Here is a 14052-nt window from a genome sequence, read left to right as displayed (position 1 = left end):
ATTGCTTATCTACTTTCCAATGGTTGTTATATATATTGTAAATATCTTTTTTAGACGATATCTACTACCAAAAATATTGATTTTTTATCACTATTGTTTGACGGGTGGAGGAATCGTATTTGAGCAGATATTCACGAGCGATCGCTTCATTTTTGCGCAGTGTTTCAACTTCTTTCTTGCCAATCTCAGTATCCGTAGATAACAAAATGACTTGGTGGCTGGCGGATGGAAAGTAACGTTCAACTAAGTTGCTGCGGTGAGAGGAGTCTAGTCTACCTAGTGGCGTATCGATTGCTACTGGTAGGCGGTGTCCAGAGATTTTGGCTAAACCCCAGAGGAAAGCGATCGCTAGTAGTTGTTTTTCGCCCGCCGAGAGGCGATGTTTAGGGACGGGTTGACCATTGAAGTCATACAAGTAAAGTCCAAAAGTATTGCTATCAATGGCGATGCGATGCACTAAATCTGATTTGTGGAGGAGATAAAGGAAGCAGTTTTTAACTTCCTCTTCTAATTTATTGAGTTTTCTGAGGGTTAATTTTTCCCGGAAAATCTTGAGTGTTTCTTGAACTTTAGCTGCTGAGGTAATAATATGATCTTTATTTTTACGTTCAATATTTTCTACAGTATATTCTTGTAATTCTTTTTTGGTCTTATCAAGTGCAGTTGCTAACTCAGCTAACTTCTGGCGAGTTATCTCATAATTTACTTTAGCTTCAGAAACTTGATTTTGTGCTTCTTCCACAGCTTCGCGCAGCTTTTTATAAGCTTCTGGTTCTGCTGCTGTTTGCACTTGTCTTGCTAAATTGATAATTTCTTCTTCTAAATTTTTGAGAATATTTAATTTTTCTTTTGCAGTATTTAAAGCATTTTGCAAATAATATCTGACATTATCTAATTGACTCAAACTTTCCTCATCAGCTAATAACCAAGGTGATTGCGATTGGGAGTTGGCTGTATATAAACTATCAATATCTTTAGCTAAAAAAGAGTTAATTTTATCAACTTTTTCAGAAGCGATCGCTAATTCACTTAACCAGTTTAGTAAACGTTTGTCTCGTTCAAGTAAAACATCTCTAGCTAACTGTACTTGTTGATAGCGAAATTCATTTGCTCCCTGTGCTTGTACCTGACTCAGGAAATTAGAAATTAGCTCTAAAGGTAACACATCAGCAGCTAATTCACACATTGACTGCCGAATGTTTTCTGCTGCGGCAGTTTTCTCTTTTTGTTGTTGTTCTAGTTGATTGCGTTCGGCAGCGATTTTACCCCCTTCAGAAACGAATTTATCTAAAACTTCTCGCTGTATGGTTTCTAATTCTTCAAGTTGATTTTTGAAATGTGCTAATTTTTCTTCTATAACTAGGTAATCTTCTTGCTGCTGCGTTAACCTTTTTTCAATTTCTTCTATATTAGCTAAATCTTTAGTGTCAGCCATTTCTTTACGTTTGCGGTTGACTAAAATCTCCAAATCAACTGCTAAACGGTCAGATAATTCTAGCCCTAAAAGTCCTCGAATAGCTTCAATTACAATTAGTGGTGGTGAATCCTGTTCTGCAAGGTTTCTTACTTGTTCACCATCAAAGAGAAATAAATTAGAAATTCCTAATGGTAAGAGATTTTCTATATAGTCATCCCAAGTATTTACCAAAGAATCAACAGGCCAAGTATCATCATCGCCTAAAATTCCCAAAGAATCTTTACCATCTTTAGGATTTTTTTCCCAGGTTCTGACAATCCGATATTTTACTGGTTTATCATCTTTGATGTGTTCAAAAACTAATTCAATTCGGGTTTTTTCGGCAGGGTTAGCTTTATTATTAATACATTGGTTCAGAAAATCGTTATAACTCAAATTCCCACGGGTAGAACATTGAGCGCGATGACCATAAAGAGCTAGGCGTATGGCATCCATCAGCGTAGTTTTTCCCCCGCCATTCATCCCACCTAATAAAATAATTGGGCGCGGATTTTCATCTTTTCTTGGGTCAAGATTGATTACTTGTCTTCCAGAGTAAGGGCCAAAGTTTTGTAGTACAAGTTCAAGAAATATCATTGATATTTAAGAATAAAATATGGGGCGAATGGAATTCGCTCAGTATTGTTTCGTTATTTTTGTAGGGTGTGCATTGCCCACCCTATCATATTTTTTACTAGTCGAATTACAGTCACGTTGTCATAATGTGCCTAGTTAAAATACTCATCACTTCTCCAGGGTTGGGACTAGGTAATAAAGGACTCCATTCATTAACTTGAGCAAAACCCAGCTTGTAAAGGGTGAAAATTGTGTTGTTAACACCTGTTTTAGAACCATAAATTACTACTTTTACAGACTCTCTCCTTGGTGTTGTTTCTTGAGATTCGTTGGCATAAACAAGCGGTGAGATGCTTGACAAGGTATCTGCCAAAAAGCTTTTAGTCATTGGAACTCACATATTTTGCTAGAGATATTTATGTCCCGTATACGGGACATAAATATCTTACACCTTTTGTCGCTTATACGGGACATTTACTTGGTTAAAAGCCTTTGACACAATCAGAAGCATGGGAAAAGCAGGAAAAGCGTTGAAACAGGTGTTAGAGAAACATGGCATTAGCCAAAATAAGTTAGCAGTGACAATGGGAACTGGACGCTCAAATGTTAATCGCTGGGTAAATGAGATAATGGACCCTGTAGCGGAGGGGGTGCTAGAAATTCGGGATGCACTCAAGAAAATTAATCCAGCCGCAGCAGAAGAGTTTATCAGGCTGTACTTGGGAGATGTTGATGATGAGACACAGCCTTAAAGCACTGTGAACCTATTTTTTAAATTTCATATTTCCCCAAGTCTTTGTCTGGGTATCAGATTTTGTCAGGTTTGTTGCGTCAACTTGTGTATCGGGTGTGGCAAAATCTGCTAAAGTTAGCTGCTTGACCTTTTCAATATCGCCTTCTTCAGCTGCTGTTTTCAAATCCCGCTTTAAATGAGCATTTTTAACTGCTTCATCTTTAGAACGCGAACTTGTAGCAAAGCATTTTTCAAGGGTGTCGTAGATTCCCACACGCCGCGACATTTTCCGAAATTGGCGTTCTGTGTCTAAAAGTTTAGCCATGAGTTCCAAGTGCATACTATCATCTGCACAGATTTCTTCTAACACAGCCCATTCATCGCTACCTAATAAGCTAAGGTCAGCACCAGGACGGGGGTCTTGAAATTCTTCGCCAGTCACTTCTTGATAAATCCGGGGTAAACTATCATCAAATTCGTGTTTTTCTTCTAGCCAAATGCGGCGAATTTCGCTCATTTCTTCGAGAGTAATTAGGGTGATGTCGCGCATATTTTCTGGCGCTGTGCGACGGGTTTTTGTTTGCGCTTCTAATAATCGTCTGAGCCAATGTTCCCGCCAATATTTAGTATAAGGGCCATGAATTGGTTCAATAGAGGCTTCACCATCTACATGACGCTCAAAAAGTTGGACTTCTCCCCAGATGCGACGAAAGTCTCTTTTCTCACGGTCATCTCTATTATCTAATTCATTGCGAATATCTAATAAAGGCTGCATCCATTCTTTCTCTTGATCATTTTGAATCATTGCCTCCATTGATTTATCCTTACTAACAATTGTGCAAACCCAGCACCCAAATCGAGAATCACCACAGCTAGCAGTAGAAGTATCAACAACTAGAGGACATTCATTATCTGCTGTAGCACCTCGATACATGGTGAATAAATCTTTGTTGCTATATTCCCAAGGGTTTTGCCACTGATTTAGGTAAATCCAAACTTCATCAGTACGCCAATCTTCAATGGGGCTATAAATTAAAGAATTAGGCAAGCTTGGACTATGGTAAAGCAGAGATGTGGGTAAACTGGAATCAGAAATGAGGCGATCTTTTAGGCTACCTGCTTGATGTTTTTCCATTGAGATAGCACGTTTGATACTTTCAGCCTTGCGTGTACCTAAAACAAGAATAACTTCCCCACTTACTCTAACCACATCACGGATAAAGCGGTTAGAAGGATGAATTTTCAGACGGTCTGTACACCAACGAAATTTTCCTCGCGGCGTTGGATAACCTTTACCAATTAAGCTTACCCAGAATGTCTCTTTGATTTCTGGTTGTAATAAATGGGGTTCTATGGGCATTTTCTGTTCTTTTGCAGTAACTCTCATCCTTTCTAAAGATTTGCGTACCCAAACAGAGACTACAGGGTTTTCTACCAGTGTGTCAGTTGTAATAACATGAATAGTCTTTTTTCGCTTTTCAACTGGTAGTGCTGCGATCGCATTCCAGATAAGCTGTAAAGTAGCAGTACTATCTTTGCCGCCCGAATAGCCCACCACCCAAGGTATCTCATCCAAACAATACAATTCTTGAATTTCAGTGCTGAGAACTTGGATATAGTCCACTAACTCTGCTACAGTACGTGCTTGCTGCTCTTTATTTTCTGGTTGTTGTGCTGTAGTCATTTCTCCTTCTCTCTGGAAACACTGGCGTAATATCTGGCGAATAGCAAATAGAATTCACGGCTATACAGACAAGATGTGAAGCCGCTTCCCTTCTCGAAGGCCACCTCTGAGGGTTTAAGAAAAGTTTTTAAAAACTTTACTACTAATATCCAATTTTTTGGATAATTAAACGACATAATCTTATTCTGTTTTTAAAATTTAACATGAAAGATAGTACATCTGACCTAACTTCTGACATCGCTAGAGAGTACTTGGAACGGGAAAATAAGGAAAAACAAGTACTAGCTTTACTCCTGGAGAACTTTTTAGGAAGAAAAGATCAGATTCTCGTTCAAAAAACTGAAATGGGTGGTACTGAGGCTTATGTTAGCTCTGTTACCTTGGAATGGTTTGCAGGTCGGGTTCACTTCGCCTCTGGTTTACCTTTGTTTCAAAAAAAGTACAATCCAGAGACAGATAACATTGAGATTGACGCAGATAGTATTGATGAAATTCAGCAGCGTCCCCTTGATTGGTCACGTCAAGCGCCGCTAGTACAGTATTTAGCGGCTCGACACAATCACAAATTTCCGCCGGTGCTGGTAGTAATAAATCAACCGTGGGTGGATAATCCCAAAGCTGCTGAGTGGGATAGTGAAGGACGCGCTACAAAGTCTACAACTGATTTCATCCCCCTAGATAAAGACAGTAAGGTAGGTCTGCTAAATATTTCTGAGGATGATGTAACTATTTATGCATTAGATGGTCAACACCGATTAATGGGGGTGCAGGGGTTGATAGAATTAATCAAAACTCGCAAACTCCAGCGCTATAAAAAAGATAAAGTTGCTGATGACAGTTTTATTACAGTCAATGATTTGATAGAAAAGTACCAAGTAGACCTTGCTTACTTGCAAAATTTACCCAAGGAAAAAATTGGTATTGAGTTCATCTGTGCGGTAGCGGCTGGGGAAACTCGCACCCAGGCGAGGCGCAGAGTAAGATCGATTTTTGTTCATGTCAACCTGATGGCTGCACCGTTGACTAAAGGGCAACTAACACAGTTGAATGAGGATGATGGTTTTGCGATCGTTGCTAGAAAAATTGCAGTTACACATCCACTATTAGAACAACGACAAGAGCGCAATCCTCGTGTTAATTGGAATAGTGCAACAGTGGCTTCTAATTCTACAGTTTTGACCACTTTGCAAGCTCTGCAAGATATGTCTGAGCGATATTTGGGTCAAAAGTTCCCCCACTGGAAACCCTTGGAGAAAGGTCTAATTCCTATGCGTCCAGAGGATGAAGAACTTGAGCAGGGAATTGAGGAATTTAAAAAGCTATTTGATTCTTTGGCTAGTCTTTCCAGTTATAAAATTTTAGAACACCAGGATACACCAGCTTTACGGCGCTTCAGCTTTGAGAAGGATGGAGGTGAAGGAAATATGCTTTTCCGTCCGGTTGCTCAAGTTGCATTAGCGCAGGCTTTAGGAATTTTAATTTTTAAAAAAGGTTTTTCCCTAACAGATATTTTTAAGAAACTGCGGAAGTTTGACCAGCAAGGGGGCTTTAGTGGTATGGAATATCCCCAATCTCTTTGGTATGGGGTTTTGTACGACCCAAATAAAAAGCGGGTGCAAGTTGCTGGACGAGATTTAGCGGCAAAGTTATTGGTTTATATCCTGGGTGGAATTCACGAACAGATGGAACGTGCTGAACTTCGTAAGGCTTTGGCGGATGCTAGAACTGTGGAAGATAAAACTATAGGTTTTGATGGAAAGTTTGTTGAACCGAAAGCGGTAGGACTTCCAGCTATCTTGTAATTATGCTTGAAATATATTTTGGCGATGCCATTGCAGCGCTGCCAGTTCTGGAAAGTATTGCTCTGTATTTGGTAGAAGTATTGTTTCACCATGAAAATCTTTCATAGGTTTAGCATGGGGAGATGCTTCTTCCAAATCATTGCTAACTATAATTTTGTATTGCTCATCTACAGCAAACCAACCCCTATCAAATGCCCAATGATGGTTTTTACACAGTGCTATTCCATTATGAATTCTACTGTCATAGAATTGTGAAAATGGCTTTATATGTGCCCCATCAACTATATTTTGACTTACAGATTTAGTTACTTTCAGCCCACAAAAAGCGCATTTATAATCATAAATATTTACAATTGCTTTTCTGAAAAAAGCATTTCTAATAACTGCTCGTTTCAAACTCCACTTTGGATTAGTCTCTAAATTTTCTGTTTCAATTATTTTTTCTATCTCTACCGCGTCATCTTGAAAAGTTTGATTTATTTGTAAAATAGCTTCTATATTATTTTCATTCTCATAAAAGAAAGCTGCTACAAGTGCATCAATTAGTTCTTTTCTGCAAAATTCATCTTGTAAAAAGTTAAATAGTTCATTGTCTAGATATGCGTATTCAACAGCCTGCTTTAGTTTGTTAATTGTTTTTGGCTGTAATCCATTAAATTCAGACTTAAATTTCAAGTACCAAAAGCCCTCAGTTTGCAGATGGAAGAAAGGATAGTGTAAACCACCTTTGTAAGAGGGAGAACCGATTACATTCCAATACCTCTCAAATATTTGAACTAATTGGTTTGAAACTGGAATCTCATTAGTACTAATGACACCTCGTGCAATCAAATCAATTACAGATAAAAGTAATATTGGTTTATATTGAGCATTACCACGCTTCCGGCTACTACTCACATTTAATTCAGCAAACCGTTGACAATAATATGCTATATTTTTCATATTTAATAACTTAATTAAGCAAGCAAGAAAATCAATTTAAGAATTTACTGAGGTCAAACTCTTCTTCTAGCTGTTCTTTTGTTCCTCTTTCAGAAATCAGAACTAATAGAAGTCGCTCTGAATAGTCAACAGAACCCCGCAACTCGTTCTGTAAAATTTCCAGTCCTCCGTTAGCATACTCTTCAAATATTTGAGTACGTTTATCTTCATCTTGTTCTTCTCTAGATGAGAGTATGTTGATATCTTGAGTTTCATTGATTCCTAGTAATTTAATGATTAGGTCATATCCTAATGAAGCAAAATTTTCTTGTGGAATTGGAGATGGTTCTCTTTTTGTAGTTTCTCCCAAAGGAACGCGCTTTTTATATTTAACGCCTAAAGCTGCTGCAAACACCATTACTTCTACATAAGTCTGAAAAGGGCCAGTTGTGTCTTTTGATGCTACTAGAGATTTCACAAACTCAGCCTTATCTTTAGCAACCCTGATTCTGTTTGCAGCCATGATATTAATATCTACATTGTTGCTATATTACCCGAAAGCCAAAAGCGATGCTTACGGCTGGCTACGCTTACGTACTTACCAGGGTATTATTTTATAATAGTATGTGGGCGATCGCTAAACAAACACTAAACAAACAAATTATCCACCAACATAGTCCATCCTGGCACTGCGGGTTCAGCTTCAGCCACCTCATTACGGCGATACACTTGCGGTTCTTCAGGATTACTAACACGATATACTCTAATAACTTCTTCTTTAAGTACATCTACATTCCAAACTACCAAAGTACCAGCTGCAAAATAATCACGGCGTTTACTAGCCATATCTTTCTCAGCCTTATCACCGTAATCATTTTCGCTTCGCACCTTAGCAGCAAATATAAGCGCACCATTGAGAAACTTCCCGCCTGTAGGTTTGCCAGTATAAAACGCAGCATCAGGACTTAAAGAACGACGATTAGGGAGATTGACAAGAAAGCCGACATTATCAGGCAAAGCGTAACCACTTTTTGTCAGACGTTCATAATCCCGTAGACTTGCATAAATTTCACCACCTGCACGTCCTGGTAAAAATCCAGTTGGAGACATTAGCACCAATTTTCCATTGACAATTTCTGCTTTACAATTGTCAGGTAAGTGGTACAAATCTTCAATAGTTGCCTCAATTTGAATACTCATAAAACCCCTAATAATGAATCTAGGATAATCCTAATTTAAATAGGAAACTGAACATTTTCATACACCAAAGATATCGGAAAGTGGAAATCAACGCTGGTTAAATCAACCTCATCCCCTGCTTCATAAGGGTGTAATTCCCAGAGTCCTCTATCATTTAACCGGAAGCAATCTAAACCAATTTTTTCAGCATCAATGAGGACGTATTCTTGCAAAGTCTGAATGCGACGATACCGCGTAAATTTTTTACCTCGGTCGTAAGCTTCTGTACTTGGGGACAGAACTTCAACAATTAAACAAGGATATTGGAGAAATTGAATAGCTTGTTTATCCCGTTCATCGCAACTCACTACAACATCGGGATAATGAAAAGGCCCGTTTTCAGATACACCTACTTTCCCATCCGCCATATTCACACGACACCCACTTCCTCGCAGGTGACTTTTTAACGCTGAAGCTAAGTTTAAAGCAATATCATTATGGGGAAGAGTACCCCCAGTCATGGCGAAAACTTCACCATCAATATATTCATATTTAATTTCTTGGCCTTGTTCCCATTCCAGGTATTCGTGGGGAGACATATAATTTCTGTCTGGACTCGCAACCATAACCTGATTCCTTCTCAAAAGTCACTTTTCTCAACTTTAACTAAAATCAGACTTACGCACAGTAACGGAAAATCGTAGACGCAAAGCGGCTTGCCGCAGGCTACCACAGAGGGACAGAGAACATGGAAGAATAAGAGTTTGAGAGGTATTTTCCGTCAGTTCTGTAAAAACCTTTGCGCCTACTCTACGAGAACGCCTAACAGCGAATGCGCGAAATCATAAGATTCCTTGCAAAAGTCTTTCTCTGCGTCTCTACGTGATAATTACCTATTCCGTTCAACTGCGATAATTTCAGTATATTCAAACTCATTCGGACTTTGTTTCACCAAAGGATATCTTTCTCTACCCAACTCAATATAGTCTTGTTCGCAATCCGGCTTAGAAGAATAATACGTAAGCACATATTCTCTCCCAATTCTATCTGTCATTTCTGCTTCCACTTCACCCCGCCACTGAGTCTTAGTAACTAAAACTATCAACTGATTCGCTAATTGGGGAATTGTTTTAGCAATGTGTCGCCGCGAATTTTCATCCAAACTACCAAACGGCGAATCCATGACAATTGGGAAAGTGCTACTATCAGGAATCATCATCATTTTGCGTTTCTCACTCCATTCCCTTACTTTATCAATGATGCTGGCAATAAAGGATAAACTGAGAATTTGATTTTCCCCGGTGGAAGCTGCAACAGGTGCTTCTATCCCTGTAGTATTTTCTACTAATGTCAGTTCATATTTTTCACTAATTTTAGGAATGTATGGAGTCACAGAAATTTCTGTGAATATCTCTTGTACTCGCTTTTCTAGTTGCAGGCGAAATTGTTGTTCTTGACGATTTCTAACTTCCGTTAACCGTTCGATTGCATCTTGAGTAGCGTTAATCCGTCGCTGTGCTAAAGTTTGCTTATCTTCATTCAGCTTTTGCTTGGCGATTTGTTTGTTGAAACCTTCAATTTCAGTTGTAAGTTGAGCAATTTGCTGCTGATTTGCACCCTGTTCTCGATTTAATTCATCAATTTTACTTTCAATTTCATCTAATCGTTTTTGCAAACTGCTAATTTCTTCATTAGCATCTTTTCGCAACCGTTCTTGAATATTATCTAAATCGCCTTCAATTTGAGATATACTTTGCCTTAATTGATTAATTCTAGTTTGTTCTCTATCAACTTCTTCCCAAAATCCTATCGCTTGCTTATCAATTTCATCTACTTGTGCGCTCATCCGAATTGCAGTTTCTTCCACCGCCGAGGAACCTGCTTTATTTAACCAAGTACTCACATAAGCATGAGAATGATTACCCTCATGTAATTCTGCGCCACAAATACAGCGTTGAGAATTGAGTAAATCATTCACAAATTCTCTTGAAATTCCTGATGTTAACTCGCCGCGCTGCTTCAAATCATTGATAATTCCTCGGAACTGTGCTGTAGTCTCTGACAGTAAGACTGTGTAACCTCGCGCAGAGATAACTTTTTTCAGCGCTTCCTTGGTTTTTTTATATTCTTCTTGATTCGCCGCCTTCTGCGATTCTAAATCCTGCCATCTTTCTTGTAATTCCTTAGCAGCACTCAATTCTCGCAAACGGCTACTTGTCTCTTTTTTAAAAGTTTGTTGATATTCTAACTCTTCTTTGATTTCAGTTTGCCGTTTGGTAATGCGTTCGCGTTCGCGTTCTATTTTTTCTTGCTGTCGTAACAGTTGTTTAGTTTCAGAATCACCAATAGCTTTTAAATCATTTTCTAAAGTTTTTTTAGCATCTCCCAAATGTCTGATGGAACGGTTGATTACCTCGACACCCAAGAAAATTTTTGTAGCTTCGGCAATTTCAGCTTTTTTGTCAGAACGAACGATTTCTTCAATTCGTTCGCCATCAAAGAAAAAATATTGATGTAAAGTAGCGGGTAAAATTTGATTAATTATATCGTCTGGTTGCTGAATTGGTATATTCCATTTGCCATCATCTGCACCAACCCACATGGTTAATTGAGTTTTGCCAGCGTCAAAATCACCTTCGTTTTTATAACCCCGACAGGCGCGTTTGACTCGATAGCGTTTACCTTCATGTTCCCAGCCAATCTCTACCCAACATTCTACAGCTTGACCTTTTTGAGCTTCTGCGATCGCACGCTTATTTACTAACTGTTCTATCGATGCAAATGCCGCACTAAATTTATCATACAATACCCACGTAAAGGCATTTAGCAAACTGGTTTTTCCCGAACCATTATTGCCATGAATAATCGTCGTGTTCTGAGCATCCCCCCCAGCTAGAATCATCTCTGGTGTCGTACCATAAAAGGAGCGAAAGTTGCATAGCTTGATTGAAGTCAGCTTCATCGCACCTCTTCCTTAATAATGTCCAAAATATTATCATTTATATGGCTGTTAATCTTCTTATCTAGCCTGCCTTTTTCTAGCTTCCATACCCGCTCAATAATTTGCCGTACTTCCGGCGAAGCGCTAGTTATTGGCTCCTGCACATCATCAATATTCGCATCTTGTGACATCTTCGGTTTGGAAATATGGTTTTTCTATATTTTAACTTTCTCTAGTAGTGCATCTACCTCCGTAAAGCCACTGTTAGCGTTATCTTTAATTTTGCAAAAACTATTTTTTCAAATTTATAACTTTCTTTGAAAAAAGACTTTACTATTGAATAATCTTTTGTTATTATTAATATTAATAATCTAGATCATAATGGGATGTAACTGAAATTTTTAAAGCCGCTTACATCCCATTATGATCAAACTCATAATTTTATTATTTCATACTTAATGCCTCTTTTTTCAAAACTCGAAAAATTTTACAAAATAATACAACTATATAGTCCATAATCAAATATCTAATAAACCATATCGCTTTTGTAAATCAAGTAACTTCATTCTTGCAACACCTGCGTTATCAGCTAAATCAGCAAACTCCACAAAACGACGCAATTCCTTTTTCAACAGATTGCGTTCAACTTCTATCGTTTCTCTATCTAAATCTGGTGGCAAAACAATCATGTCAAATATTGTTGCACGTTCCTTAGTAGGATGAGGACGCAAAACTCGCCCCCGTCGCTGAATAAATTGGCGGGGATTACCAGAACTTGATAAAATCACCGCAGTTTGAATTGCCGGAATATCAACACCTTCATCTAAACAACGAATTGCCACCAAACCTTGCAATTCCCCGCTTTCAAATTGATGACGCAAAATTTCTCGTTCTTGTAAAGTTGTTTGTGCTGTATAGGTGCTTACCTTATACCCCAAATCCCCTCCCAAAATTTTAGCAACAGCTTTGAGTTGACGTAGAGATGAACGTTGTCCCGCATCCTGTGAACCATCACTGCAATAAAAAAGAGTGTGAGTAGTTTCGCGGCGAGTTGCCATTAAATCCCGCAAAGCATTTAATTTATTTTCGGCTGCACCAATTAATCTTGCTCTTTGCATCAATAACGGCTTTAAATCTTCATTGTCTTCAAAATCTCCGCTATTTTCCCGTCCTCTATAAAGTAGCGATCGCCCAATTCTTTTAGTTAACTTTAAATAGGCAATACTTTCTACTTCAGTTAATTCCACCAGCACCGGATAATAAAGATAATGTACCAAAGCACCTTGAGCGATCGCATCCCTCAAAGTAAACTCTGGCTGGAGAACTGGGCCAAAATAATCAAATAAAGATTGCGTACCAAAATCATCAAAATATCTCTCCGGTGTGGCAGATAAAGCTAGTCTCAACCCAACACTACGCGGCAAACTTTCTTCTAACTTGGGTGCGCCTAAATTATGCGCCTCATCCCCAATAATTAAAGTTTTGGCGGGAAAATATTTGAGTTGAGACCCAAACCCATCTCCAATTAATGTAGAGTTTGTAGTAATCACCGTGACAAACCGTTGAGAACCAGAACGTAAATTATAAATTTGGGTAGAAAGTTGACTTTGCCAAGTGCGTAAATTCTCAAAAGCTAAAATGGGTTGCAAATTAAATTTTTCACATTCTCGCGCCCATTGGGTGACAAGATGACGATAGGGACACACTACCAACAGAACTTGTAAATTAATCTGCTGATATAATTCACAAGCGATCGCTAGTGCAGTAATTGTTTTACCACTACCGGTAGCCATTTTCAGCGTCCCTCTGCCATTGTTGGTAAACCAGCTAGTGATCGCTTGGCGCTGATATTGCCGCAATTGCAGAGATGCAGGCATTCTTGGGCATCCTGGTAATGGTTGCGTGTAATAACTGCCCTTACTTTCCCTTGCAAATGGTAATTTCAACCGGAAAGTGGGCAGTTGCTGCACTGAATTTTTCGTCAAGTACATAGTGAAAGTTAGGAGTTAGGAGTTAGGAGTTAGGAGTTGGGAGTTGGGAGTTGGGAGTTAGGAGTTAGGAGTTAGGAGTTGGGAGTTAGTAATTTAAAACTCATCACTCATCACTCATAACTCATCACTTTCTTACTACTCAGTTGTAACCGCGCCAAACACCGACGAGGGAACCTTGTACCTGTACTTGTTGAGCCATGACTTCAATGGGATTGTACTTAGGATTTGCTGGTTTGAGGGTAACCCGATCGCCTTGGCGATAAAAACGTTTTAATGTCGTACCAAATCCATCAACTCTGGCGGCGACGATAGTACCATTTTTCAAATGATTTGGTTCTGCTACTGGACGCAGAAATACCACATCGCCATCAGTAATTAAATCTTCAATCATGCTATCGCCAGCTACCCGCAAAGCGTAAGTTTGGGGAGGTAAATCGAAATTAGAAAAGTCTAAATGATCTACAGCATCAGTAAACGGTTCTATTAAACCACCAGCAGCGATCGTGCCCAAAATTGGTACACCTTGTTTAACAGGACGCAAAATCCGAATCGTTCGCGCTTGGCCTTCTGTCCATTCTATATATCCTTTAGTCCGTAAATGTTCTAAACGACTTTGAATTGGTGCTGGTGACTTCAAGTTCATCGCTTGCATCATTTGCCGAATAGAAGGCGAATGCTGGTGCGATCGAATGTATTCTGCCAACCATTCGTAAAGTTCTTGTTGAGCTTCCGTTAGACGTTCCATAAATTTGCGGGAAGTAATTATAAA

At 38.9% G+C, this 14052-nt stretch carries 13 protein-coding genes; 2 read left to right on the top strand and 11 right to left on the bottom strand.

All coding sequences use genetic code 11. The features are described from left to right. Positions 1–64: 64 nt before the first annotated feature. Both dndD and RMY63_RS12240 read right to left on the bottom strand, forming a co-directional pair. Positions 65–2053: a DNA sulfur modification protein DndD gene (gene dndD / locus RMY63_RS12245; RefSeq protein WP_322728959.1), complete on the bottom strand. Its 1989-nt coding sequence runs from the start codon at positions 2051–2053 to the stop codon at positions 65–67. A gap of 112 nt (positions 2054–2165) precedes the next feature. Then, on the bottom strand, positions 2166–2420 hold the full coding sequence (locus tag RMY63_RS12240; protein ID WP_322728958.1) for a hypothetical protein: 255 nt from the start codon (positions 2418–2420) through the stop codon (positions 2166–2168). 121 nt (positions 2421–2541) lie between these two features. On the opposite strand from RMY63_RS12240, the gene RMY63_RS12235 reads away from it, so the two are divergent. Beyond that, positions 2542–2784, top strand: a complete 243-nt coding sequence (locus RMY63_RS12235) for a helix-turn-helix transcriptional regulator (RefSeq protein ID WP_322728957.1) — start codon at positions 2542–2544, stop codon at positions 2782–2784. A gap of 12 nt (positions 2785–2796) precedes the next feature. Here RMY63_RS12235 and dndC read toward each other — a convergent pair whose 3' ends face one another. After that, entirely contained in the window at positions 2797–4449 is a 1653-nt protein-coding gene (gene dndC, locus RMY63_RS12230) for a DNA phosphorothioation system sulfurtransferase DndC (RefSeq protein ID WP_322728956.1), read from the bottom strand. 203 nt (positions 4450–4652) lie between these two features. On the opposite strand from dndC, the gene RMY63_RS12225 reads away from it, so the two are divergent. Continuing rightward, positions 4653–6251 carry a DGQHR domain-containing protein gene (locus tag RMY63_RS12225; RefSeq protein WP_322728955.1) on the top strand — a complete coding sequence of 533 codons (1599 nt, stop codon included), beginning with the start codon at positions 4653–4655 and terminating at the stop codon, positions 6249–6251. On the opposite strand, the gene RMY63_RS12220 is transcribed toward RMY63_RS12225, so the two are convergent. The 8 genes from RMY63_RS12220 to lexA form a co-directional block, all read right to left on the bottom strand. Then, on the bottom strand, positions 6252–7193 hold the full coding sequence (locus RMY63_RS12220) for an HNH endonuclease (protein ID WP_322728954.1): 942 nt from the start codon (positions 7191–7193) through the stop codon (positions 6252–6254). Between the two features lie 31 nt (positions 7194–7224). Beyond that, complete coding sequence (locus RMY63_RS12215; RefSeq protein WP_322728953.1) at positions 7225–7695, bottom strand: DNA phosphorothioation-associated protein 4; 471 nt, start codon at positions 7693–7695, stop codon at positions 7225–7227. A 125-nt stretch (positions 7696–7820) separates the two neighbouring features. After that, positions 7821–8372, bottom strand: coding sequence for a Uma2 family endonuclease (locus tag RMY63_RS12210; RefSeq protein WP_322728952.1), 552 nt, complete (start codon positions 8370–8372; stop codon positions 7821–7823). A 35-nt stretch (positions 8373–8407) separates the two neighbouring features. After that, on the bottom strand, positions 8408–8977 hold the full coding sequence (locus RMY63_RS12205; protein WP_322728951.1) for a Uma2 family endonuclease: 570 nt from the start codon (positions 8975–8977) through the stop codon (positions 8408–8410). Between the two features lie 263 nt (positions 8978–9240). Further along, on the bottom strand, positions 9241–11313 hold the full coding sequence (locus RMY63_RS12200) for an AAA family ATPase (RefSeq protein ID WP_322728950.1): 2073 nt from the start codon (positions 11311–11313) through the stop codon (positions 9241–9243). Continuing rightward, on the bottom strand, positions 11310–11483 hold the full coding sequence (locus RMY63_RS12195; RefSeq protein WP_322728949.1) for a hypothetical protein: 174 nt from the start codon (positions 11481–11483) through the stop codon (positions 11310–11312). The genes RMY63_RS12200 and RMY63_RS12195 overlap by 4 nt, the downstream gene beginning before the upstream one ends. Before the next feature lie 327 nt (positions 11484–11810). Continuing rightward, the gene (locus RMY63_RS12190; RefSeq protein ID WP_322728948.1) at positions 11811–13283 is read right to left on the bottom strand and encodes a DNA phosphorothioation system restriction enzyme; all 1473 of its coding nucleotides are present in this window, start codon (positions 13281–13283) and stop codon (positions 11811–11813) included. Between the two features lie 139 nt (positions 13284–13422). Beyond that, positions 13423–14028, bottom strand: a complete 606-nt coding sequence (gene lexA / locus RMY63_RS12185; protein ID WP_322728947.1) for a transcriptional repressor LexA — start codon at positions 14026–14028, stop codon at positions 13423–13425. Positions 14029–14052 lie beyond the last annotated feature (24 nt).

The organism is Nostoc sp. ChiQUE01b (assembly GCF_034531255.1).
Taxonomy (GTDB): Bacteria; Cyanobacteriota; Cyanobacteriia; order Cyanobacteriales; family Nostocaceae; genus Nostoc.
This window is presented reverse-complemented; position numbering and strand designations above follow the sequence as displayed.

Coding starts and splice junctions, on each gene's coding strand:
- RMY63_RS12205 (WP_322728951.1), bottom strand. CDS start 8,977: ATGGTTGCGAGTCCAGACAGAAATTATATGTCTCCCCACGAATACCTG.
- RMY63_RS12240 (WP_322728958.1), bottom strand. CDS start 2,420: ATGACTAAAAGCTTTTTGGCAGATACCTTGTCAAGCATCTCACCGCTT.
- RMY63_RS12220 (WP_322728954.1), bottom strand. CDS start 7,193: ATGAAAAATATAGCATATTATTGTCAACGGTTTGCTGAATTAAATGTG.
- RMY63_RS12235 (WP_322728957.1), top strand. CDS start 2,542: ATGGGAAAAGCAGGAAAAGCGTTGAAACAGGTGTTAGAGAAACATGGC.
- RMY63_RS12210 (WP_322728952.1), bottom strand. CDS start 8,372: ATGAGTATTCAAATTGAGGCAACTATTGAAGATTTGTACCACTTACCT.
- RMY63_RS12200 (WP_322728950.1), bottom strand. CDS start 11,313: ATGAAGCTGACTTCAATCAAGCTATGCAACTTTCGCTCCTTTTATGGT.
- RMY63_RS12190 (WP_322728948.1), bottom strand. CDS start 13,283: ATGTACTTGACGAAAAATTCAGTGCAGCAACTGCCCACTTTCCGGTTG.
- RMY63_RS12195 (WP_322728949.1), bottom strand. CDS start 11,483: ATGTCACAAGATGCGAATATTGATGATGTGCAGGAGCCAATAACTAGC.
- dndD (WP_322728959.1), bottom strand. CDS start 2,053: ATGATATTTCTTGAACTTGTACTACAAAACTTTGGCCCTTACTCTGGA.
- lexA (WP_322728947.1), bottom strand. CDS start 14,028: ATGGAACGTCTAACGGAAGCTCAACAAGAACTTTACGAATGGTTGGCA.
- dndC (WP_322728956.1), bottom strand. CDS start 4,449: ATGACTACAGCACAACAACCAGAAAATAAAGAGCAGCAAGCACGTACT.
- RMY63_RS12215 (WP_322728953.1), bottom strand. CDS start 7,695: ATGGCTGCAAACAGAATCAGGGTTGCTAAAGATAAGGCTGAGTTTGTG.
- RMY63_RS12225 (WP_322728955.1), top strand. CDS start 4,653: ATGAAAGATAGTACATCTGACCTAACTTCTGACATCGCTAGAGAGTAC.